This window comes from Streptomyces cyaneochromogenes (genome assembly GCF_003963535.1).
Lineage (GTDB): Bacteria > Actinomycetota > Actinomycetes > Streptomycetales > Streptomycetaceae > Streptomyces > Streptomyces shaanxiensis.
Window position 1 is genome coordinate 4030640 of record NZ_CP034539.1, and the last position, 21540, is coordinate 4052179.

General features: G+C 70.8%; 16 protein-coding genes. 9 read left to right on the plus strand and 7 right to left on the minus strand.

Features of this window, described 5'->3' with window-relative positions; all coding sequences use genetic code 11:
- Positions 1 to 12: 12 nt before the first annotated feature.
- The gene (gene galE, locus EJ357_RS17995; RefSeq protein WP_126392650.1) at positions 13 to 996 is read left to right on the plus strand and encodes a UDP-glucose 4-epimerase GalE; all 984 of its coding nucleotides are present in this window, start codon (positions 13 to 15) and stop codon (positions 994 to 996) included.
- A 160-nt stretch (positions 997 to 1156) separates the two neighbouring features.
- Here galE and EJ357_RS18000 read toward each other — a convergent pair whose 3' ends face one another.
- Entirely contained in the window at positions 1157 to 1627 is a 471-nt protein-coding gene (locus tag EJ357_RS18000; RefSeq protein WP_126392651.1) for a hypothetical protein, read from the minus strand.
- 159 nt (positions 1628 to 1786) lie between these two features.
- On the opposite strand from EJ357_RS18000, the gene EJ357_RS18005 reads away from it, so the two are divergent.
- Positions 1787 to 2779 (plus strand): ADP-ribosylglycohydrolase family protein, encoded by a 993-nt coding sequence (locus EJ357_RS18005; RefSeq protein WP_126392652.1) that lies wholly within the window; start codon positions 1787 to 1789, stop codon positions 2777 to 2779.
- Between the two features lie 68 nt (positions 2780 to 2847).
- On the opposite strand, the gene EJ357_RS18010 is transcribed toward EJ357_RS18005, so the two are convergent.
- Together EJ357_RS18010 and EJ357_RS18015 are read right to left on the minus strand one after the other, a co-directional pair.
- On the minus strand, positions 2848 to 3501 hold the full coding sequence (locus EJ357_RS18010; protein WP_126392653.1) for a response regulator transcription factor: 654 nt from the start codon (positions 3499 to 3501) through the stop codon (positions 2848 to 2850).
- Positions 3502 to 3588: 87 nt separating this feature from the next.
- The gene (locus EJ357_RS18015; RefSeq protein ID WP_126392654.1) at positions 3589 to 4230 is read right to left on the minus strand and encodes a TetR/AcrR family transcriptional regulator; all 642 of its coding nucleotides are present in this window, start codon (positions 4228 to 4230) and stop codon (positions 3589 to 3591) included.
- A 341-nt stretch (positions 4231 to 4571) separates the two neighbouring features.
- Between EJ357_RS18015 and EJ357_RS18020 the strand changes: the two genes are divergently transcribed.
- The 4 genes from EJ357_RS18020 to EJ357_RS18035 all read left to right on the plus strand — a co-directional run bounded on the left by EJ357_RS18020 (position 4572) and on the right by EJ357_RS18035 (position 10455).
- A complete protein-coding gene (locus tag EJ357_RS18020) occupies positions 4572 to 5492 on the plus strand; it encodes an ABC transporter permease (protein WP_126392655.1) in 921 nt (306 codons plus the stop codon).
- A 55-nt stretch (positions 5493 to 5547) separates the two neighbouring features.
- Positions 5548 to 6375: an ABC transporter ATP-binding protein gene (locus EJ357_RS18025; RefSeq protein ID WP_175647826.1), complete on the plus strand. Its 828-nt coding sequence runs from the start codon at positions 5548 to 5550 to the stop codon at positions 6373 to 6375.
- A 118-nt stretch (positions 6376 to 6493) separates the two neighbouring features.
- The gene (locus EJ357_RS18030) at positions 6494 to 8764 is read left to right on the plus strand and encodes a CDP-glycerol glycerophosphotransferase family protein (RefSeq protein WP_126399604.1); all 2271 of its coding nucleotides are present in this window, start codon (positions 6494 to 6496) and stop codon (positions 8762 to 8764) included.
- On the plus strand, positions 8761 to 10455 hold the full coding sequence (locus EJ357_RS18035; protein ID WP_126392656.1) for a glycosyltransferase family 2 protein: 1695 nt from the start codon (positions 8761 to 8763) through the stop codon (positions 10453 to 10455). Before EJ357_RS18030 ends, EJ357_RS18035 begins: the two co-directional genes overlap by 4 nt.
- A 161-nt stretch (positions 10456 to 10616) precedes the next feature.
- On the opposite strand, the gene EJ357_RS18040 is transcribed toward EJ357_RS18035, so the two are convergent.
- Positions 10617 to 12161: a hypothetical protein gene (locus EJ357_RS18040; protein ID WP_126399607.1), complete on the minus strand. Its 1545-nt coding sequence runs from the start codon at positions 12159 to 12161 to the stop codon at positions 10617 to 10619.
- 132 nt (positions 12162 to 12293) lie between these two features.
- Positions 12294 to 17228 (minus strand): NAD-glutamate dehydrogenase, encoded by a 4935-nt coding sequence (locus tag EJ357_RS18045; protein ID WP_126392657.1) that lies wholly within the window; start codon positions 17226 to 17228, stop codon positions 12294 to 12296.
- Positions 17229 to 17790: 562 nt separating this feature from the next.
- Here EJ357_RS18045 and EJ357_RS48325 point away from each other — a divergent pair.
- Together EJ357_RS48325 and EJ357_RS18060 are read left to right on the plus strand one after the other, a co-directional pair.
- Positions 17791 to 18126 (plus strand): hypothetical protein, encoded by a 336-nt coding sequence (locus tag EJ357_RS48325; RefSeq protein WP_175647427.1) that lies wholly within the window; start codon positions 17791 to 17793, stop codon positions 18124 to 18126.
- 251 nt (positions 18127 to 18377) lie between these two features.
- Positions 18378 to 18944, plus strand: coding sequence for a DJ-1/PfpI family protein (locus EJ357_RS18060; RefSeq protein ID WP_126392659.1), 567 nt, complete (start codon positions 18378 to 18380; stop codon positions 18942 to 18944).
- Between the two features lie 146 nt (positions 18945 to 19090).
- On the opposite strand, the gene EJ357_RS18065 is transcribed toward EJ357_RS18060, so the two are convergent.
- Positions 19091 to 19756 (minus strand): HAD family hydrolase, encoded by a 666-nt coding sequence (locus EJ357_RS18065; protein ID WP_126392660.1) that lies wholly within the window; start codon positions 19754 to 19756, stop codon positions 19091 to 19093.
- A 141-nt stretch (positions 19757 to 19897) separates the two neighbouring features.
- On the minus strand, positions 19898 to 20413 hold the full coding sequence (locus EJ357_RS18070; RefSeq protein WP_126392661.1) for a DUF6912 family protein: 516 nt from the start codon (positions 20411 to 20413) through the stop codon (positions 19898 to 19900).
- Positions 20414 to 20740: 327 nt separating this feature from the next.
- Here EJ357_RS18070 and EJ357_RS18075 point away from each other — a divergent pair, with 327 nt between their 5' ends.
- Positions 20741 to 21424: an Rv3235 family protein gene (locus EJ357_RS18075; RefSeq protein ID WP_126392662.1), complete on the plus strand. Its 684-nt coding sequence runs from the start codon at positions 20741 to 20743 to the stop codon at positions 21422 to 21424.
- Positions 21425 to 21540 lie beyond the last annotated feature (116 nt).

Genomic DNA, 21540 nt, shown 5'->3' on the forward strand with positions numbered 1-21540 from the left:
GGACGGCCGCACATGACCTGGCTGATCACCGGCGGTGCCGGTTATATCGGAGCGCACGTCGTACGGGCGATGACCGAGGCGGGCGAACCCGCCGTGGTGTACGACGACCTGTCGACCGGCATCATCGAGCGCGTGCCCGACGGCGTGCCGCTGGTGGTCGGCTCGACCCTGGACGGCGAGCGCGTCGCCCGCGCCCTGACGGCACACCGCATCACCGGTGTCGTCCATCTCGCGGCGAAGAAGCAGGTCGGCGAGTCCGTCGACCTGCCGCTGCACTACTACCGGGAGAACGTCGAGGGCCTGCGCGTCCTGCTGGAAGCGGTGACCGGGGCCGCCCGCGTACGGTCCTTCGTCTTCTCGTCCTCGGCGGCGGTGTACGGCATGCCGGACGTCGACCTGGTGACGGAGGAGACACCGTGCGCGCCGATGTCGCCGTACGGCGAGACCAAGCTCGCCGGCGAGTGGCTGGTCCGGGCCACGGGCCGCGCGACGGGCCTGTCCACGGCCTCGCTGCGCTACTTCAACGTGGCCGGCGCGGCCACCCCCGAACTGGCCGACACCGGCGTCTTCAACCTCGTCCCCATGGTCTTCGAGAAGCTCACCGAGAACGCGCCCCCGCGCATCTTCGGCGACGACTACCCCACCCCCGACGGCACCTGCGTCCGCGACTACATCCACGTCGTCGACCTGGCCGAGGCCCATGTGGCCGCGGCCCGCGCCCTCCAGACCTCGCCGGGCCGCGACCTCACCCTCAACATCGGCCGCGGAGAGGGTGTTTCGGTCCGCGAGATGATCGACACGATCAATGCCATCACCGGCTACGACCGGCCCCCGACCGTCACGCCCCGCCGCCCCGGCGACCCGGCCCGCGTCGTCGCCTCCGCCGACCGCATCGCCACCGAGCTGGGCTGGAAGGCCAGGCACGACGTACAGGACATGATCACGTCGGCGTGGGAGGGGTGGGTGCGGTCGCATCCGGACGCGGCGCGGGACTGAGGTCTGGTGGAGGCGGAGCGGACTGCGGTCTGGCGGAGGCGGAGGCGGAGCGGACTGCGGTCTCCGGTGCCTCTGGTTTCTCCGGTGCCTCCGGTGCCTCCGGTTTCTCCGGGGCGCCTCTGGTTTCTCCGGTGCCTCCGGTTTCTCCGGGGCGCCTCTGTTACCGGGCTACTTCCGAGCAGGTCTCGTCGGCGTCGTGCGCGATGATCTCTGCCTCGGTCCGCGCGGCCGGCCCGTGGAACACCACCGTGAAGCAGCGGTCGACCGTCGCCTGGGCCGGTCCGAAGAGCGTCAGCGAGCGCTCGAAGGTGCGGGAGAACTGGAGCACAGTGCGCGTCCGCCCCTCGGTGGAGCGCATCGCGTACAGCAGGCCCTGCCCCTTCCCGACGGCGGAGTCCAGGGCCCGCTCGGCGTCCCGCCGGTCGTGCGGCGGGCCTTCGTTCCCGTCGACGACGGCATCCGCGAAGCGCTGCGCGTCGGCGCGGGTCGCCTCGAAGGCCGAGCGCTCGCGGTCCGCTTCACGGGATTCACCGACCGCGTAGGCCACGATGACGACCGCGAGGAAAACAAGGAGAACCGCCCCGAGGGCCTTGGCCCAAGGGGCGCTCCGTCCGGCCTGACGGGATGCCATCGATACCCAGGGGTTGCTCATCGCTCGGCGGAACGCCTCGGCGTATGCGTGGGTGCCTACGCGGTTCGGATGGTAGCTCTCCCGGTCACGCTCGGCGTGGCCGATCCGATGAACGCCGGCGGCGCCAACGCCACTTACCCGGCCGGTTAGCCTCGCGGGGTGACCGAGTCCCTTCGCACCGCGCGCGCCCTGGGCGCCGTCATCGGCTCCGCGGTGGGCGACGCCCTGGGCGCCCCCTTCGAGTTCGGCCCCGAAGGAGCCTTCTCCGCCCGCTTCCCGAACCCCGGCCATGGGGGCGAGATGTGCGGGGGCGGCGGCTGGGAGCCGGGCGAGGCCACCGACGACACGCAGATGGCCGTACTCGTCGGCGAGTCCCTGCTGGAGTGCGGCGGGCTCGAACTCGCGGACGTCTTCCGACGGTTCCAGCGGTGGGCGGCCGCCGGCCCGAAGGACATCGGCCTGCAGACGGAAGCCGTCCTGAGCAGCGGCGATCCCTGGGACATGGCCGCAGCCCTGCACTTCCAGGTGAACCAACGGGCGGCGGGGAACGGGGCGTTGATGCGCGCTGCTCCCTCCGAGGTGTACTTCGCCCGCCCCGGCTGTGACGGCAGCGGCGGCATCGGCAGTGGCGGCGGCATCGCCGATCGTGACGGTCGTGCCGCCACCATGGACGCGGCCCGCCGCATCGCCGCCCTCACCCACGGGGACCGGGCGGCGTGGGAAGGCACCGCTGTCTTCCACGAGCTGGTGCGCGTCGCCATGGAGGGCGGCGACCCTCTGGCTGCCCTCCCGGCCACCCTCGCGGCGGTCCATCCGGATCACCGGAAGCGGTACGCCGACGTCCTCGCCCCCGACTGGCATCCCGACCGGGCCACCGAGTTCAACGGCGCCGTCTGGCCCTGCCTCGGCTCCGCCGTCTGGGCCCTGCGCACCACGTCCTCCTACGAGACCGCCGTACGCGCCGCGATCGACCTCGGCGGCGACACGGACACCGTCGCGGCCGTGACCGGCGGGCTGGCCGGGGCGGTGTACGGCATCGCCGGGGTGCCGGAACGGTGGGCCGCGGCCCTGCACGTGCCGTTGCCGGGGTTCGGCGAACGGGTGCTGCGGGTCGGGGAGTTGGCGGAGCTGGCGCGGCGGTTGAGCGGCTAGGGGGTGTCTTCTGGATCAGGCCGGCTGCAAGGAACGGCGCGACGCCGGCATGATCCGCCGGACAGGTACTAGGCGCGCTGTGTGCTGTTCAGGTACGCCAGCACGGCCAGCACCCTCCGATGCCCACTGTCGCTCTGCGGCAGGCCGAGCTTGAGGAAGACGTTGCCGATGTGCTTGTGCACGGCGCGCTCCGTGACGACGAGGGTCTTGGCGATGGTCGCGTTGTCGTGGCCCTCGGCCATGAGGGACAACACCTCACGCTCGCGCGGGGTGAGGGGGTCAAGCGGGGAGTCGCGGCGCCGGGTCAGCAGTTCGGTCACGACCTCGGGGTCGAGCGCGGTGCCGCCGGCCGCCACCCGCTCCAGCGCGTCGAGGAACTCGTCCACCCGACCGACCCGGTCCTTGAGGAGGTAGCCGACGCCGCTCGCGCCACCGCCGAGGAGTTCCGCGGCGTACGACTCCTCGACGTACTGGGAGAGCACCAGCACCGGCAGCCCGGGCATCTCCTTGCGCGCGGCGAGGGCGGCGCGCAGTCCCTCGTCGCGGAAGTCCGGTGGCATCCGTACGTCGAGGACGGCGGCGTCGGGGCGGTGTTCCAGCAGCGCGGGCAGGATCTCGGGGCCGGTGGCGGCGACCGCCACGACCTCGTGTCCGGCCGACCTCAGCAGCAGGACCAGGCCCTCGCGCAGCAGCGCGTTGTCCTCGGCGATCACGACTCTCACGGCGGTTCCGCCTCTGCTCCGGTCACCGCACGCGCGCGATGACGCCGCGCCGCCCCGATCGAACGGCGGTCGCTGCGCGCAGCCTACTCACAGCGCTTTGAGCGCCTCCGTCGTGGCCCGGGCCAGGGAGTCCAGATAGCCCTTGGGCAGCTTCCGGCCGCGGGCCGCCACCACCGTGCGCCAGTACAGCGGGCCCGAGATCAGATCGAGCGCCAGCTCGTCGTCGAGGCCCGCACGCACCTCGCCACGCTGCTCCGCCCCAACCAGGATCTTGCTGGCGACCCCCTCCTGCCCCTGCTCCAGCGCCTTCTGCAGCGCCTCGGCGATCTCGGGGTTGCGGGCGGCCTCGGCCTGCAGGTCGGGGATGATCTGCGAGACCACGGGGTGACGCAGGGCGCGCGAGGTCACCTCGTACAGCATCCGCAGGTCGCCCTCCAGGGAGCCCGTGTTCGGCGTGGGCAGCCCCATCACCGCGACCGCCGACACCACGTCCAGCACCAGGTGCAGCTTGGAACGCCAGCGCCGGTACACCGCCGTCTTGCCGACGCCCGCGCGGCGCGCGATGCCCTCTATCGACATCCGCGCATAGCCGACGGCCGCCAGTTCCTCGAAGACAGCCGCCCGGATGGCCTCCGTCACGTCCTCGCGGAGTACCGCCGCACCGGCGGGGGTCCGGCGGCGCGGACGCGTCTGCGGCTGGTCGGGGTTGGTCGTCATGCGGACCAGCATAGGGCGTTACGACGATACGGTCCCGTCCCCACGCACGACGTCGGAACGCAACCGTCTCGTCGTTACGTCTCTCACGTCGCGACGTTACGTCGCTCACGTCGCGTCGTTACGTCGCTCACGTCACGACGAAACGGTTGCGTTCCGACGCCCATTCGACCTACGCTCGCGTTGCGACGATACGGTCCCGTCCCGACGTAAGAAAACGTGAAGAGAAGCGTAAGGAACCGCCGAGCCACGCCCGGGCCAATGCCATGACCGACCGACTGGCACCGGCACCGGCACCGGCACCGGCACCCCAACGCCTCACCCCCACCTCCTCCCCCCGAACGAAAGCAGCGGATGTGACCCAGGCCCTCCACACACCGCCCAGCACCACCCAGGCCCCACCCGAAGCCGATCTCGCGGCCCTGGCCGCCCGGCACGGCCTCTCGGTCAGCGGTGCCCGCCCCTCGCTGCCCGCGTACGTGCGCCAGCTGTGGGCACGCCGCCACTTCATCAGCGCGTTCGCCACCGCCAAGCTCACCGCGCAGTACAGCCAGGCGAAGCTGGGCCAGGTGTGGCAGGTGATGAACCCGCTGCTGAACGCGGCGGTCTACTACTTCATCTTCGGCATGCTGCTGGGCACCAGCCACGGCGTGCAGGACTACATCCCGTTCCTGGTGACGGGTGTGTTCGTCTGGACGTTCACGCAGAGCTCGATCATGGCGGGCACCCGCGCGATCTCAGGGAACCTCGGCCTCGTCCGCGCCCTGCACTTCCCGCGGGCCGCGCTGCCCATCTCCTTCGCCCTGCAGCAGCTCCAGCAGCTGCTGTTCTCGATGGCCGCGCTGGTCGTCATCCTGCTCTGCTTCGGCATTCCGGTCGCCGCGTCCTGGGTGCTGGTGATCCCGGCGCTGTTCCTTCAGTTCGCCTTCAACGCGGGCGTCGCGATGGTCATGGCGCGCATGGGCGCGAAGACGCCGGACATCGCCCAGCTGATGCCGTTCGTGCTGCGCACCTGGATGTACGCGTCCGGGGTGATGTTCAGCATCAGCCACATCGCGAGCGGCCGCAAGGGCCTGCCGTCCTGGGTGCCCGAGCTCCTTCAGGCCAACCCCGCCGCCGTCTACATCGACCTGATGCGCTTCGCGCTGATCGACAGCTTCCACGCGAGCCAGCTCCCGCCACACGTGTGGGCCATCGCGACGGGCTGGGCCCTGCTGGCCGGCGTCGGCGGCTTCATCTACTTCTGGAAGGCTGAGGAGACGTACGGCCGTGGCTGACATCGCAAAGACCGCACGAGAGACCGCACAAGAGACCACACGAGAGACCGCACAATTGACCGCACAAGGGCGGATCCCCACCGTCATCGCCGACGGCGTCGACATCGTCTACCGCGTCAACGGCACCGGCGCCGGCCGCGGCTCCGCCACCGCCGCCCTCAACCGCATCGTGCGCCGCAGGCAGACCGAGAAGGCGGCCGGCGTGCGCAAGGTGCACGCGGTCAAGAACGTCTCCTTCGTGGCGTACAGGGGCGAGGCGATCGGCCTCATCGGCACCAACGGCTCCGGCAAGTCGACCCTGCTCAAGGCGGTCGCGGGCCTGCTCCCGGTGGAGAACGGCCGTATCCACACCGACGGCCAGCCCTCCCTCCTCGGCGTCAACGCGGCCCTGATGAACGACCTCACCGGCGAGCGCAACGTCTTCCTCGGCGGCCTCGCGATGGGCATGTCCCGCGAGCAGATCAAGGACCGCTACCAGGAGATCGTCGACTTCTCCGGCATCAACGAGAAGGGCGACTTCATCACCCTCCCCATGCGCACGTACTCCTCCGGCATGGCGGCCCGCCTGCGCTTCTCCATCGCCGCCGCCAAGGACCACGACGTCCTGCTGATCGACGAGGCGCTGGCGACGGGTGACCGTTCCTTCCAGAAGCGTTCCGAGGCCCGGATCCGCGAGCTGCGCAAGCACGCGGGCACGGTGTTCCTGGTCAGCCACAACAACAAGTCGATCCGCGACACCTGCGACCGCGTGCTGTGGCTGGAGCGCGGCGAGCTGCGCATGGACGGTCCGACGGACGAGGTCCTGAAGGAGTACGAGGCGTTCACGGGCGACAAGGCGGCCAAGCCGAAACCGAAGCCCGCCCCCGCTCCTGTTCCCTCGTGAGGCGCAACTCAGGACCACCCTTTCATCCCATTAGTGACACTATGGCCGGTGTGGCCGGACAGGGTGCGCCCGGCGCGATGGAGCAGGTGAAGGAGTCCCCGCGATGCCCGTCCCCGCGATGCCCGAACTCACCGTCATCGTCCACGGGCCCAACACCCAGGACCGCCTGACCGGACTCCTCGCCTCCCTTGCCGCGCACCCGCACCCCGACGTCGAGGTGATCGTGGCCGCGGTCGGCGCCTGGGCTCAGGAGACGGCCCGGGCGTACGCCCCCGAGATGCTGGTGCTGCCCCTGCCGGACGGCACGGACGACGCCGCGGCCCGGTCGGCGGGCGCCGCCCGGGCCTCCGGCCGCTGGCTGCACTTCGTGCACACCAAGGACGGCCTGCCCGCCGGCGCCCCGCGCATGGTGGCCGAGCGCGCCGCGGAGCTGCCGGACGACGCGGACGTCCTCCTCTTCGACCACGTCCGCTCCACCTGGGACACCTCCGGCCTCCCCTCCGAGGACGGCCCCCTCCTGGCCCGCGCGGGCCGCGCCGCCCACCTCCTCGACGACATCGCCCGCACCGCACTGCGCGTCACCCCGCTCCTGGGCAACCGCGCGCTGCGCACCTCCTTCTGGCAGGCGCACGAGCACCGACTCACCACCCCCGACGAGCCGTTCGCGGCCTACGCCGCCCTCCTCCTCGCCGACCGCGTCGCCGCCTTGAACCAAGTTGCGTACGAACACCACGAGTTGCGCCCCGAGAGCCTCCCCCCAGTCACCCCCGAGGACCACTACACCCTCGTCGACCGCTACGAGACGCTCCTCACCCTCACCGAGAACAGCACCACGGCACCCCGCCCCACAGCCCACTTGGCGACGCACGCCACGACCCGCCCCGCACGCCCCTCCACAACCCACTCCGTCCTGTACGACGTGATGGTCCACGACTGCCTGCGCACCTTCGCCCGCACGACCATGCCGGACCCGGTGGCCAGGGAGTTCTTCCGCCGAGCCGCCGAAGCGGCCGTCCGCCACCGCCCGCCCGAGCACCGCCGCCCCGCCGGCCCCGAGGGCATCCGCCGGGCCCTCCTCGAAGAGAACGCGTACACCAGGTACCGCGCCTTCCAGGCCGCCAACCGAGCCCGCCGCGCCGCGAAGTCGGCCGTACGAACCCGCGGGCACCAGGTCACCGCCGCCCTGGGTGACCGCCACTACCGCAAGGCGCTGTCCCGCCCGGTCGACCCCAACCTGGCCGTCTTCGCGGCGTACTGGAACCGCGGGGTCGCCTGCAACCCGGCGGCGATCGCGGCCAAGCTCACCGAACTCGCCCCGCAGATCCACCCGGTGTGGGTGGTGACCCCGGAGAACGCCCCCCTCCTCCCACCTCACACAGACCATGTGCTCCCCGGCACGCGCCGCTACCGCGAGGTGCTGGCGACGGCGAAGTACCTGGTCAACAACGTCAACTTCCCCAACGCGATCGTGAAACGCCCGGACGCGGTCCACCTCCAGACCCACCACGGCACCCCGCTCAAGCGCATGGGCGTGGACCAGATGGAGTTCCCGGCGGCGGCCAAGGGCCTCGACTTCCAGGCTCTGCTGTCCCGTATCGACAAGTGGGACTACAGCGTCTCCGCGAACAGCCACACCACCCGCATGTGGGAACGCGCGTACCCCTCCCGCTTCGTCTCCCTCGACTACGGCTACCCCCGCAACGACGTCTACTACACGGCCACCGCGGCCGACATCCGCGCCGTCCGCGACCGCCTGGGCATCCCCCCGACCCACCGCGCCATCCTCTACGCCCCCACCCACCGCGACTACGAGGCCGGCTGGACCCCCCGCCTCGACCTCGCCACCCTCGCCGAGCGATTGGGAGAGGACACGGTCCTCCTGGTCCGCGGCCACTATTTCTACGACGGCACACCATCCCCCCTGAACTCCCCCCTGACCGCCCTGCGCCGCACGGGCCGGATCATCGACGTGTCCGCGTACGACCCGGTCGAGGACCTGGCCCTGGCCGCGGATGCCCTGGTCACGGACTACTCGTCCATCATGTTCGACTACGCCAACCTCGACCGCCCGATCGTCATCCACGCCGACGACTGGGAGACCTACCGCTCCACCCGCGGCGTCTACTTCGACCTGATGGCCGAGCCCCCGGGCCAGGTGGCCCGCACTCAACAGGAACTGACCGAGATCCTCACCACCGAGGCCTGGCACGACGAGGGCGCGACGAAGGCGCGGGCGGCCTTCCGCCGCCGCTTCTGCGAGTACGACGACGGACACGCCGCCGAACGGGTCGTACGCCGGGTGTTCCTGGGCGAGAACGAGGACGCCCTGCCACCGGTGACCCCGCTGGAGGAACGCACCCCGGCACCGAGCCCCCGGGAGACGGCATGACCCTCGAACTCACGTCCCCGGACACCCAGGACACCCCGGACGTCACGGTCACGGTCATCGTCTACAACGACGCGGAACGCCTCCGCCGGGCAGTGGAATCGGTACGCCGCCAGACCCACGCCACCCTCGAGATCGTGATCAGCGACGACCACTCGACGGACGGAACGCCCGAAGTGGCGCGGGCGTTGGCGTCCGAGGACCCCCGTATCCGCTACCTGCGCCTGCCGCGGAACAGCGGCGGTTGCAGCGCCCCACGCAACCGTGCCCTGGACATCGCCCGAGCTCCGTACGTGATGTTCCTGGACAGCGACGACGAACTCACCGACAACGCGGTGGAACTGCTCCTGTCGGCCCACCGCGAGCGGGAGATCGACTTCGCTATGGGCGCGGTGGTGCGGGTCCGGGAGGACAGCGGCCGCCGTACGAAGTGGATGCCGCACCTGGTCGCGGAGGCCCGCACGGTGGTCGGCATCGAGTCCGAACCCCGGCTGCTCTTCGAGCACCTGTCGACGAGCAAGATGTACGCCCGCGCCTTCCTGGACCGCCACGACCTGCGCTTCCCCGAGGGCATCCACTACGAGGACCAATTGTTCACGGCGCAGGCGTACTGCCTGGCCAAGGAGTTCACGATCATCCCGGACCCGGTGTACCGCTGGCACATCGCGCCTTTCGCGGCCACGGACGCGGCATCGATCTCCAACCAGCGCGACAGACTCGACAACGTCCGCGACCGCGTCCGGGTCCAGCACCTCATCGACGGCTTCCTCGCCGAGAGCGGGCACGGGGCGCTGCGCGAGGACAAGGACTACAAGTTCCTCAAGCACGACTTCCGGATGTACGCCGGGGACCTGCCGTACCGCGACGAGCGATGGCTGAGTTCCTTCGCGGACATCATGACCCCCTACCTGGAAACCCTCTCCCCCTCCGCCTACGCCAGACTGCCGCGCACGGAACGAGTGGTCCTGCAACTGATCCGCGAGCGCCGCTTCCCCGAGGCCCGGCTGGCGGCAAGGGGCCTGGGCCGCGCGGTGGCACCCCGGCAGGTGAGCCAGGACGCGGAGGGCAACACGTACTGGGGTTCCGTCCTCCCTCCCTCGGACTGGTCCCGCCGCGAACTGAACGTTGCCGACCTGGAGTTGGACACCCGCCCGTTCCGAAGCGCCCAGTTCCGCCACGAGATCACGGAACTCACCCGGGGCCCCGGCGCCTCGGTCGACCTGACGATCCGGACCTACGACCCCGGCCTGCGCCTCCCGGTCGGCCCCCAGCGCGCAAGCCTCCTCCTCACCCCAGGCCGACGCCGCCTCATCACCCCCTTCCGCCTGACCCCCGTCCGCCCCGGCGTCTTCGAGGGCCACGTCCACCTGGACCTGACCACGGCCCCCGTCCCCCACCACGGCTTCACAGGCGTCCGCCACCCCCTGCTCCGCATCGAGCACCAGGGCCTCCGCCACACGGCCGTACTCCTGGCCCCCCTGACCTTCCCCACCTTCACCACCCGCATCAACTACCACTCCGCCACGGCCCCCCACCACGTAACCATCGAGCCCGAGGGCCGGGGCCCCGGCCGCCTCCAGGTGCGGTGGGAGCCGGTGGGCGTGACGGCGAGGCTGGTACGCCCGGTGGTACGGCGCCTGGCGCGGCCGAGGGTACGGAAGGCAGCCCGGCTGGTACGGAGCGCGCTGCGGTAGGCCGGCAGGCCTTTGAGCGGCGACAACCGCTGGACGCCGGCCCAGGCAAAGTCAGCCCGTCCGGCGTTTGAGGACGAGGCCCTTGGGGCCGAAGCGGGGGTCTGAGGGCGGCAGCCCCCAGGGACGGGACGGGTAGGGGCGGCGGGGGCGAGGAAAATCCCTCACCGCACCACCTCATACAGCACCTGCCCACCCGGCCCCCAGGTCACCACCCGCACCCCCGAATCCCGCACCCCACCCACCCCACCGACCCCCCGATCCACAACCCACCGCACCCGATACGCCTCCACGATCCCCCGCCGCACACCCCCCGACGTCCCCACCGCGAAGTACCGCCGCACAGCCGCCTCCCGCCGCCCCTCATCCGGCAGGAAGAAGTCGGGATACCCAGGCGCCACGGTGTAGGCCCCGTACGCCGGAATCTGCCGAGCCGGCATGGTCCGCGCCATGACCACGTCCCCGTACCTCACCCACGGCGTGACCCACTGATACCCCACCCACGGCGCCCGGTACTTCCCCGCAACCACCTCCGGCAGCACAGCACGCGGAACGACGTACCCAACGGCCCCGACCTGCGTCCACGCCCCCACGAGCAACGCCCCGGCCAGCACCCCCGCCCCCACCCCACGCCACCGCAAGACCCCAGCCCGCACACCCACGCCCACGCGCGCCCCCGCCTCAAGCACCCCCAACGCGGCAGCGATCTGCGCCGGAATCACCACCGCGGGCAACGCCCGCCCCCACGAGTAGTGCCCACTCACCCCACCCACCCCCACAACCACCACCCCCAGCACAAAGAGCAGCACCAACGGATCCCACCGATCCCGCACCCACCGCACCGCCAGCGCCCCCACCCCGACCAGCACCAGCCAGTACCTCCCGACCAGATCCCGGTACAGCCCTCGATGCACCGCCTCCAGATCGCCCCCCGCCCCGAACAAGGCGAAGAAGTCGTAGTACGGCCAAACCCACAGCACCCCGACCCCCACCACCAGCCCACCCGCCAGCCGCAGCCACACCCCCCACCCCGGCCGCGCGGCGACGACAACGGCCAGCGCCCCCAAAGAAGCCACCACCCCCGAGAACTGATGGCAGAGCAGAATCGCCGCCCAAAGCACCCCGAGCCCGACCCACGTCCCCCACCCCTTCCACCCCTCCACCGCCCGCACCGACACTCGCCCGCGCCCCCGCACCGCCCCCGCCAACCAGGCCCAGAAGTGAAAGGTCAGCCCCAACGCGAACACACTCGGATACGACACCGTCAACGCCAGCGAGTTCAGCCCCAGAAACCCGCTCCACGTGAACAGCGAGGTCCCCCACAGGAACACCAGACACAGCACGGCAAGCGCGGGCGCGGCCCGATGCGCGCTCAGCGTTCGCACATACCGCCACACACCGCTGACCAGCAGCCCCAGCCCGACCAGCGCACCGATCCGCAGCACGACGAAGACGGAGAACCCCGTCACCCGCGCGACACACCCGAGCACCAGCATCCACGGCGAGTAGTACGGACTCGGTGTGTCCGCGTCGACCAGCGGATTGCCGGGATCGACGAGGCTGTGCCGCAGACGCTGCACGGTCGCCGCGTGCACACCGAGGTCACCGGCCCACGGCAGCCGGACGATCACGAGGACGAGCAGCAGGACGACCAGCCCGGCGGCGACCTGAGGAACGCCCGTCGTTCTCCGCAGCGCGGCCCGGATCATGCTCACGCGAGCACGATAATTCCCGTTTTGCCCCAAATGCACGAGCGCCCCGGACTGTCACAGTCCGGGGCGCCCTGACGCACGTACGACTCAACGAGCCGGCACGGCTCTTTGCGACTTACGGCATTCGGCCTACGAATGCTGCCGCAGCAACGTCCGCATGGTCCGCATGGCCACCGACAGATTGGCCAGGTCGAAGGCCTCCGACCCCTGGATGTCCTCCAGCGTCGTACGCGCCCGCCCCAGAATCGCCGTGTTCTTCTGCTCCCACGCCGCGAACCGCTGCTCGGGCGTCGCGGTGCCGTTGCCGGCCGCCAGGATGTCCGAGGTCAGGGCCGCGTGGGCGGCGTAGAGGTCCTCGCGGATGGAGGCGCGGGCCATGGACTGCCAGCGGTCCGCGCGGGGCAGCTCGATGATGCGGTCCATGAGCTGGGTGATGTTGAGGCGGTCGGCGAGGTCGTAGTAGACCTCGGCGACGTCCATCGCGTCCTTGCCCATGCGGTCGGCCACGGACACGATGTCCAGCGTCGGGAAGGCCGAGGAGAAACCGGCCACGCGCGTGGCCAGTTCGGCCGGGACGCCGACGCCGGTCAGCTCGTCGTAGATCTGCTGGTACCACTCCAGGTCCGCGCCCTTGAGCAGCTTCGGCAGCTGCGACCAGACCTGCTCGACCCGCTCGGCGAAGAAGTCGATGGTGTCGGCGAGCTCCAGCGGCTGCGGCCGGTTGTTGAGCAGCCAGCGCGTGCCGCGCTCGACGAGGCGGCGCGAGTGCAGCCGGATCCGGGTCTGGACCGCGGCCTCGACCTTGTTGTCGAGTGCCTCGACCGCGTCCCACACCGCCGCCGAGCGGAAGATCGCGCGGGCCACGGTCTGCGCCCGGACGATCTCCTCCAGCGAGGCGCCGGTCTCCTCGCGCAGCCGGTGCAGATACGTCGTACCGCCCGTGTTGACCGTGTCGTTGACCAGCACGGTCGTGGTGATCTCACGGCGCAGCGGGTGGCTGACGAGATGCTCCGGGAACTGCTCGCGCAGCGCCGTCGGGAAGTACGCGTGCAGCAGGGTGCTCAGGTACGGGTCGTCCGGCAGCGAGGTGTGCAGCAGCTCGTCGGCGACCGTGATCTTGGTGTACGCCAGCAGGACGGCCGTCTCCGGGCCGGTCAGGCCGTGGCCGGTGCCGAGGCGTTCGCGGATCTGGCGGTCGGTGGGCAGGAACTCCAGCGCCCGGTCCAGGTGGCCCTCCCTGACCAGGTGCTTCATGAAGCGCTGCTGGGCGTGGAGCATGTCCTTGGACTGGGCGAGGGCGTTGGCGATCGCCGTGTTCTGCGCGTAGTTGTTGCGCAGGACCAGGCGGCCGACCTCGTCGGTCATCTCGGCGAGCAGCTTGTTGCGCTGCTTGACGGTCATGTCGCCCTCGGCGACCAGGCCGTTGAGCAGGATCTTGATGTTCACCTCGTGGTCGGAGGTGTCGACGCCCGCGCTGTTGTCGATGGCATCGGTGTTGATCTTGCCGCCGTGCCGCGCGAACTCGATCCGGCCGAGCTGGGTCAGGCCCAGGTTGCCGCCCTCGCCGACGACCTTGACGCGCAGGTCGGCGCCGTCGACGCGGATGACGTCGTTGGCCTTGTCGCCGACGTCGGCCTGCGTCTCGGTCGAGGCCTTCACATACGTACCGATGCCGCCGTTCCACAGCAGGTCCACCGGCGCCTTGAGGATGGCCTTCATCAGATCGGCCGGCGTCATCTTGGATACCTTGCCCTCGATACCGAGGGCCTCGCGGATGTGCGCGTTGACCGGGATGGACTTGGCGCTGCGCGGGAAGATCCCGCCACCGGCCGACAGCAGCTCGGTGTTGTACTCCTCCCAGCTGGAGCGGGGCAGCTCGAACAGGCGGCGGCGCTCGGCGTACGAGGTGGCCGCGTCCGGGACCGGGTCGATGAAGATGTGCCGGTGGTCGAAGGCGGCGACCAGGCGGATGTGCTCGCTGAGCAGCATGCCGTTGCCGAACACGTCACCGGACATGTCACCGATGCCGACGACCGTGAAGTCCTCGGTCTGCGTGTCCACGCCCAGCTCGCGGAAGTGCCGCTTGACCGACTCCCAGGCGCCCCGGGCGGTGATGCCCATGCCCTTGTGGTCGTAGCCCGCCGAACCACCGGAGGCGAAGGCGTCCCCGAGCCAGAAGTTGTACTGCTCGGCGACCCCGTTGGCGATGTCGGAGAAGGTCGCGGTGCCCTTGTCGGCGGCGACGACGAGGTAGGTGTCGTCCTCGTCGTGCCGTACGACGTCGGCCGGGGGCACGACCTCGCCCGCCACCATGTTGTCGGTGATGTCGAGGAGCGCCGAGATGAAGGTCTTGTAGCTCGCCACGCCCTCGGCCAGCCATGCGTCCCGGTCCACGCTCGGGTCCGGCAGCTGCTTGGCGACGAAGCCGCCCTTGGCGCCGACCGGCACGATCACGGTGTTCTTCACCATCTGCGCCTTGACCAGGCCGAGGATCTCGGTACGGAAGTCCTCACGCCGGTCGGACCAGCGCAGACCGCCTCGCGCGACCTTGCCGAAGCGCAGGTGCACGCCCTCGACGCGCGGCGAGTAGACCCAGATCTCGTACGCCGGGCGCGGTGCCGGCAGGTCGGGGATGGCCTGCGGGTCGAACTTCATGGAGACGTAGTCGTGCGGCAGGCCGCCGCCCGCCTCCTGGAAGAAGTTCGTCCGCAGGGTCGCCTTGATCACGGTCAGGAAGGACCGCAGGATCCGGTCCTCGTCCAGGCTCGCCACCTGGTCGAGCGCCGCGTCGACCTCTTCGAGCAGCGCGTCCACGATCTCGCGGCCCGCGCGCTGACGGTCCGGGGACATCCGCGCCTCGAACAGGGAGACCAGGAGGCGGGTGGTGTGGACGTTGTGGCGGAGGGTGTCCTCCATGTAGTCCTGGCTGAAGGTGGAGCCCGCCTGGCGCAGGTACTTCGCGTACGCCCGCAGCACCGTGGCCTGCCGCCAGGTCAGCCCGGCGCTCAGCACGAGGGCGTTGAAGCCGTCGTTCTCCGCCTTGCCGGTCCAGGTCGCGGCGAACGCCTCCGAGAACCGCTCGCGCGCGTCGTCGCCGAGATAGTCACCGGCACCCGCCGACTTGGGCATGCGCAGACCGAAGTCGTAGATCCAGGCGACGCTGCGGTCGGAGCAGCGCAGTTCGTACGGCCGCTCGTCCACGACCTCGACGCCGAGCCGGTTGAGGACCGGCAGGACGGCGGACAGCGAGATGGCCGGGCCCTTGCGGTAGATCTTGAACCGGCGCTCCTCCGGGGCGGCGCCGACCGGCTCGTACAGGCTCAGCGAGAAGTTGTTCTCCTCGGTGAGCTGTTCGAGGTGGACGAGGTCGGAGACAGCGGAGCGCGGGCCGTGGTCGGCCTTGTAGCCCTCGGGGAAGGCGTTGGAGTAGCGGCGCAGCAGCTCGGCGGCGCGCTCCTCGCCGAGTTCGGCGTTCAGCGCGTCGGAGAAGCCGTCGGCCCAGGAGCGCGCGGCCTCGACGAGGCGCGCCTCGATGCGCTCCTTGTCGCTGTCGCTGAGCTCCGGCAGTTCGGTGCCCTGCGGAACCCGGACGACGAAGTGCAGCCGGGAGAGGATCGACTCGGTGTTCCAGGCGGTGAAGTCGACGCTGGTGCCGCCGAGCTCCTCCTTCAGGATGTCGATGATCCGCAGGCGCACGCCGGTGGTGTACCGGTCGCGCGGGAGGTAGACGAGGGCGGAGTAGTAGCGGCCGTACTCGTCCTGGCGGAGGTAGAGGCGCAGCCTCCTGCGCTCCTGGAGGTAGAGGACGGAGGTCGCGATGCGCTGGAGCTCGGGGACCGGGGTCTGGAAGAGCTCGTCGCGCGGGTACGTCTCCAGGATCTGCAGCAGGTCGCGCCCGTCGTGGCTGTTGGGCGAGAACCCGGCGGCCTTCAGCACATCGTCGACCTTGCGTCGCACGACGGGCACGCGGCGGACGGACTCGGTGTAGGCGGCGGAGGAGAACAGTCCCAGGAACCGCCGCTCGCCGACGACCTCGCCGTTCTCGTCGAACTTCTTCACCCCGACGTAGTCGAGATACGACGGACGGTGCACGGTCGCCCGGCTGTTGGCCTTGGTGAGGATGAGGAGCTTGTGCTCGCGGGCCTTGGCGCGGGCGTCGGCGGGCAGCCGCTCGAAGGACGGGCTGACAGGGTGGCTGTCGGTCTCGGAGTGGTGCGGGTCGGCGCGCAGGATACCGAGCCCGGTGCCCGGCACGGCGGCCAGCGAGTCGTCTTCCCGCAGCTCGTACTCGCGGTAGCCGAGGAAGGTGAAGTGGTCGTCGGCCAGCCAGCGCAGCAGCTCGCGGGCCTCCTCGAACTCCTGCTCGCGCAGGTCGGAATGGGGCTCCTGGGGCAGCTCGTCGGCCATACGCATGGCCAGGTCCCGCATCTTGCTCCAGTCCTCGACGGCCTCACGGACGTCGGACAGGACACGCAGCAGGTCGGCGGTGATCTGCTTCAGATCGGCGCGGTCGGTCTCGCGGTCGATCTCGACGTGGATCCAGGACTCGGCGTGCGTGTCGTGCGGCAGCTCGCCGGTGGGCGGCGCGGTGAGCACCTCGATGAGCTTGCCGGTGAGATCGCGGCGGACGAAGACCTGCGGGTGGATGACGACGTGGATCCCACGCCCCTGCCGGGTCAGCTCGTTGGTCACGGAATCGACGAGGAAGGGCATGTCGTCGGTGACGACTTCGACGACGGAGTGGCTGCAGGTCCACCCGTTCTCTTCCACGGTGGGCGTGTGCACCCGCACGTTGGCCGTGCCCTGGGGGCGGTTCTCGGCCAGACGGTAGTGCGAGAAGGCGGCACCGAAGATGTCGACCGGGTCGCGGTCGGTGAGGTCCTCCGGTGCGGTGTGCAGGTAGTAGCGCTGGAGGAACGCGAGCACGACGTCGTGGTCCGGGGTGCCGGCCGTGCTCTCGTCCGTCGTCCCGGTCGGTAGATACCCCCCGACCGGGCTGTTCTCAGCTACCCGGGCGGCCCTCTCGAGCAGCTCGGCCTTGGCTTCGTCCAGCTTGGTCTGCATTGTCCTCTGGCTCCTGTCGCGCGCCGTTGCGTGACGTAGAAGGAAGTACGGTCTCTTCCCCTCCGGTGTAACGCCGCGACGCGGGGTGTCCGGTCTGCTTCGACGCTATGCCGCGAGGTGAGACGAGCGGGGTTATATGAGCCAATTTTGAGCTACCCACAGGGTGTGATGCCGCTCTCTGCGACGTCCGGGCCCAGGGTCTGATTGACGTCCCGGGAGCCTTTACGGCCCCCTCCCGCCCGCGAAGACCAGCGACCGCCGCCCGGTCACGGATGTCGTCCGTGCTGTCCGGGCGCAGGGCAGGGGCACCAGTGCCCCCGCGAGCTATCGCGCTGATCACGCCACTAAGGCTATCGCTCCTTACAGGGGCCCCGTCATGAGCCGTATGTGTACAAAACCAGGGGTGGAACTTTGACGTTCTGCACAGGGGCAAAGGGGGCGGGCAGGGCGTAACTGGCGGTGCCGGGCACGGAGGGGGAGGCTGGAGGGGCCGGGGCACAGGGCAGCGGTGGCGCATGGACCGACGGGACGGAGCGGAATCCAGGCCAACCGAGGGCAAGCCGTGTCCAAAAACAGCCGCCACCCCAACCCGCCGAGCAACCCCACACACCCCGACAACCCGATGGGGATCGGCAGCGGCAGCGGCAGCGGCAGCGGCAGCGGCAGCGGCAGCGGCAGCGGCAGCGGCAGCGGCAGCGGCAGCGGCAGCGGCAGCGGCAGCGGCAGCGGCAGCGGCAGCGGCAGCGGCAGCGGCAGCGGCAGCGGCAGCGGCAGCGGCAGCGGCAGCGGCAGCGGCAGCGGCAGCGGCAGCGGCAGCGGCGAACGATTCCCCGGTGGCGTAGCTACTCCCTGCCGGCGTAGCCACTCCCGCCGACGTAGCCACTACCCGCCGGCGTAGCTGCGGGCAGTCGTGCCGCTGGGGCGGCACGGGTGGGCGCAGCGGCACCCCCGCAACGCCGGGCCGCGCAACGCCCCGACCCCAGCTACAACGCCGGGCACCCAGCGAAACACCGGCCACCGAAACCCACAGCCCCGGCGCCCCCACAGCCGCAAGCCCCCTTGGCAATCCCCCCACCCCGAGGCACGTTGCCCAGTAAGCCCGCCCCGACGGAGCCGCAGACCACGGCCAACAACAGGAGCGCACCCGACATGACAGCGAAAATCCTCATCGTCACCGGCGACGCCGCAGAGTCACTGGAGGTCCTCTACCCTTACCAGCGCCTCCGCGAGGAGGGCTACGAGGTCCACATCGCGGCTCCCACCCGCAAGAAGCTCCAATTCGTCGTCCATGACTTCGAACCCGGCTTCGACACCTACACCGAGAAACCCGGCTACACCTGGCCCGCCGACCTCGCCTTCTCCGAGGTCGACCCCGGCGACTACGCAGCCGTAGTCATCCCCGGCGGCCGCGCCCCCGAGTACCTCCGCAACGACCCCGAACTCCGCAAGATCCTCAAGTCGTTCTTCGACGCCGACAAACCCGTCGCCCAGATCTGCCACGGCCCCCTGCTCACCGCCGCGACCGACAGCCTCCGCGGCCGCCGCGTCACGGCGTACCCCGCCCTGGAACTGGACATGCAGGCCGCCGGCGCCACCTTCCAGGACGCCGAGGCAGTGGTCGACGGCACCCTGGTCTCCTCCCGCGCCTGGCCGGACCACTCCGGCTGGATGCGCGAGTTCCTGACGGTGCTACGGGCGAAGGCACCGGTGACCTGACACCTGCGCCACCGCCGACCCGCACCGGCCGGAGCTGCGGACGTCGTGCCGCCGCCACGGCACGACGTCCGCCAGGGGTACCCGCTGCGCGCGCCCAAGCCTTGGGGGCCCCTGCCCGACGAGCCCGGTCCTGCCCAAAAACCCCGCTACGCCGCCAACCGCTCCGCCTCCGCGACCGCCTCCCCCAACGTGTCCACCACCGGCACCCCCACTTCCTCCAGGCTCGCCCGGCTGTGCGACCCCCCGGTGTAGAGCACGGCCCGCGCCCCCACATGCAGCGCTGCCACCGCATCGTCGGCCGCGTCCCCGATCACCACCGTGCGAGCGGGATCCACACTCGCGAGCGCCCCGATGTGCCGCACCATGTGCTCGGCCTTGCTGCCCCCGGACGGCCCGGTCCGCCCGTCGACGCGTATGAAGTGCTCCTCGATCCCGAACCCCCGCACCAGCGGGACGAGTTCGTCATGCCCGTACATGCTGAGGATCGACTGACTACGTCCCGCCGACCGCCACTCCACGAGCAGCTCGGCCACGCCCTCAGTGAGCCCGCACGTCACCCGGTGCTCGGTGTAGTACCGGTGGAAGGTCTCGTCCATGACCTCCCACTCGGCGTCGGTCGGCAGCCGCCCGAGCAGCCGCTCGTAGAACTTCGGCACCGGCACGCAGTACAGCGTCCGGTACTGCTCCATCGTGATCGCCTCGAGCCCCAGTTCGGCGAACGCCGCGTTCGTCGCTCCGATGATCGCGTCATTGTCGTGGAACAGCGTCCCGTTCCAGTCCCAGACGATGTGCGCCCCTACCAGCTTCCCCATGCCAAAAACCGTACCCGCCCCCACTGACAATCATGAGAACAGCAGGTCAACGAGGCATCCGCCTCCATCCGGCGCAGGCCCATCCGGCGCAGGCCCATCCGGCACGGGCCCGTCCTTTCACGGGCCCGTCCGGCCCCGGCCTCAGTCCCCCAGCCCGACCAGACTCGGAATCTCCTGAGTCGCGTACCACAGCAACTCGTGATCCTCGGCCCCGTCCACCACGAACTGCGCGTCGTCGTCCCCACCGTCCGCCGCCGCAAGCGCCTCCGCGGCCGCCGTCACGTCCGCCTCCGCGTCGTCCGAGTCGACATGCACCGAGGCCGCCTTGGCCATCGCCACACCCCCGGCGATGCGCACCTCACCCAGCGCGGACGGATCCAGCCCCCGGTCGGGGTCGGCGACCGCCGCCCCGTCGGGCACGTCCACCGCGACCACGACCCGCCGACGCACCGCCCCGGCGTCCGCCGCCAGCAGCCGCAGCGAGGCCAGCGCGGCCCGGTTCAGCGCCGCGTACTCCAACTCCTCGATGTCGTCGGAGACGTACCACTCGCGCAACGCGGGCGTGACGGCGTACGCGACGAGCGGCCCGGTCCCCAACTCGCCCGTCTTGTACGCCTCGGCGAGGCCGGGGAGGGTCAGGGGGACGTAGACGCGCATGGCCGACCGCTTTCGTGTTCGTGAGACTCCGCAAGGGCCCGGAAGGCCGGATCCCGCACCTCCCGGAGGGCCTTCAGGATACGTGCGCGCGTCCCCTTTCGAGTCCCCACCACCGCCTCGTACGGCGTCCACTCCGGTCCGGAAACTCACCCGGTGCAGCCCCGCCATCACGGCCTTCAGGGCCTCTCGATCACCCGGATAAGTGAAGTTTCCTGCCGCCCGATCCGGGCTCGCGCTTTCTTGCCGTCGGCGCCCAGAACCCCGTACAAGATCACCGACCGCGAAGTTACTGCCCGGTATCTCCCGGGCCCACCGAACGGGGACTCCATGAACAAGGTCATGACCAGGACCCAGCACCGCCCCGGCACCCGCCCACCGACCCGCCGCGACACCCGCCGCCCCGCAAGCACCCCACCCCGCACCCCGAGCGGCGGCACGCCCCGCACGACATCCCCCGACAGCCGCCCACCCGGCTCGTCGACCACGCCGGGCACTCACCCCCGCACCCGGCCCACGGACAACCGTCCGCCGACCACCCCCGCCCTGGGGTCCAGCAGCCTCTCAACGGCCCCGTCCCGACCACCGGCAGTAGCGCCGACAAGCATCCCGACCCCCACGGAGGACTACACCCCTGCAAGCGAAACCCCCCTCCTCAGGCCCGCCGTTCCCCACCCCCGCCCCACCGATGTCTTCGCCGACCGCCTGCTCCTGGTCCTGAGCGGCCAGCGCCCCGTCCACTCGATGCTCCGCCACACCGCAGGCCGCGCCTACGACGAACTCGCCTGGCTGGCGGAACGCAGCCCCCTGCGCACCCGCGGCACCCGCCCCGTCGTCCGCGACATCGGCTACTTCGAACCCCGCCCGGGCGCCCTCGAGGCCTTCGCGCGCATCGGCGCCGGCGACCAGCTGCGTGCCATGGCGTTCCGCCTGGAACGGGGCGGAGACCTCCGCTGGCGCTGCACGGCCGTGGAACTGGGCGGCCCACGCAGGCCGCACACGGACGACGACTGACCGTCGGCCTCGTCCACAGCGAGGCCAGACCACTGCACAGGCTCGTCCACATACGACGCCACAACCCCGCCCCCGGGCCGGCCCGCAAACGCCGAACAACCCACGACGCGAGCGCG

Coding starts and splice junctions, on each gene's coding strand:
- EJ357_RS18015 (WP_126392654.1), bottom strand. CDS start 4,230: ATGCTGGTCCGCATGACGACCAACCCCGACCAGCCGCAGACGCGTCCG.
- galE (WP_126392650.1), top strand. CDS start 13: ATGACCTGGCTGATCACCGGCGGTGCCGGTTATATCGGAGCGCACGTC.
- EJ357_RS18075 (WP_126392662.1), top strand. CDS start 20,741: ATGAACAAGGTCATGACCAGGACCCAGCACCGCCCCGGCACCCGCCCA.
- EJ357_RS18040 (WP_126399607.1), bottom strand. CDS start 12,161: ATGATCCGGGCCGCGCTGCGGAGAACGACGGGCGTTCCTCAGGTCGCC.
- EJ357_RS18060 (WP_126392659.1), top strand. CDS start 18,378: ATGACAGCGAAAATCCTCATCGTCACCGGCGACGCCGCAGAGTCACTG.
- EJ357_RS18065 (WP_126392660.1), bottom strand. CDS start 19,756: ATGGGGAAGCTGGTAGGGGCGCACATCGTCTGGGACTGGAACGGGACG.
- EJ357_RS18030 (WP_126399604.1), top strand. CDS start 6,494: ATGCCCGAACTCACCGTCATCGTCCACGGGCCCAACACCCAGGACCGC.
- EJ357_RS18000 (WP_126392651.1), bottom strand. CDS start 1,627: ATGGCATCCCGTCAGGCCGGACGGAGCGCCCCTTGGGCCAAGGCCCTC.
- EJ357_RS18035 (WP_126392656.1), top strand. CDS start 8,761: ATGACCCTCGAACTCACGTCCCCGGACACCCAGGACACCCCGGACGTC.
- EJ357_RS18070 (WP_126392661.1), bottom strand. CDS start 20,413: ATGCGCGTCTACGTCCCCCTGACCCTCCCCGGCCTCGCCGAGGCGTAC.
- EJ357_RS18045 (WP_126392657.1), bottom strand. CDS start 17,228: ATGCAGACCAAGCTGGACGAAGCCAAGGCCGAGCTGCTCGAGAGGGCC.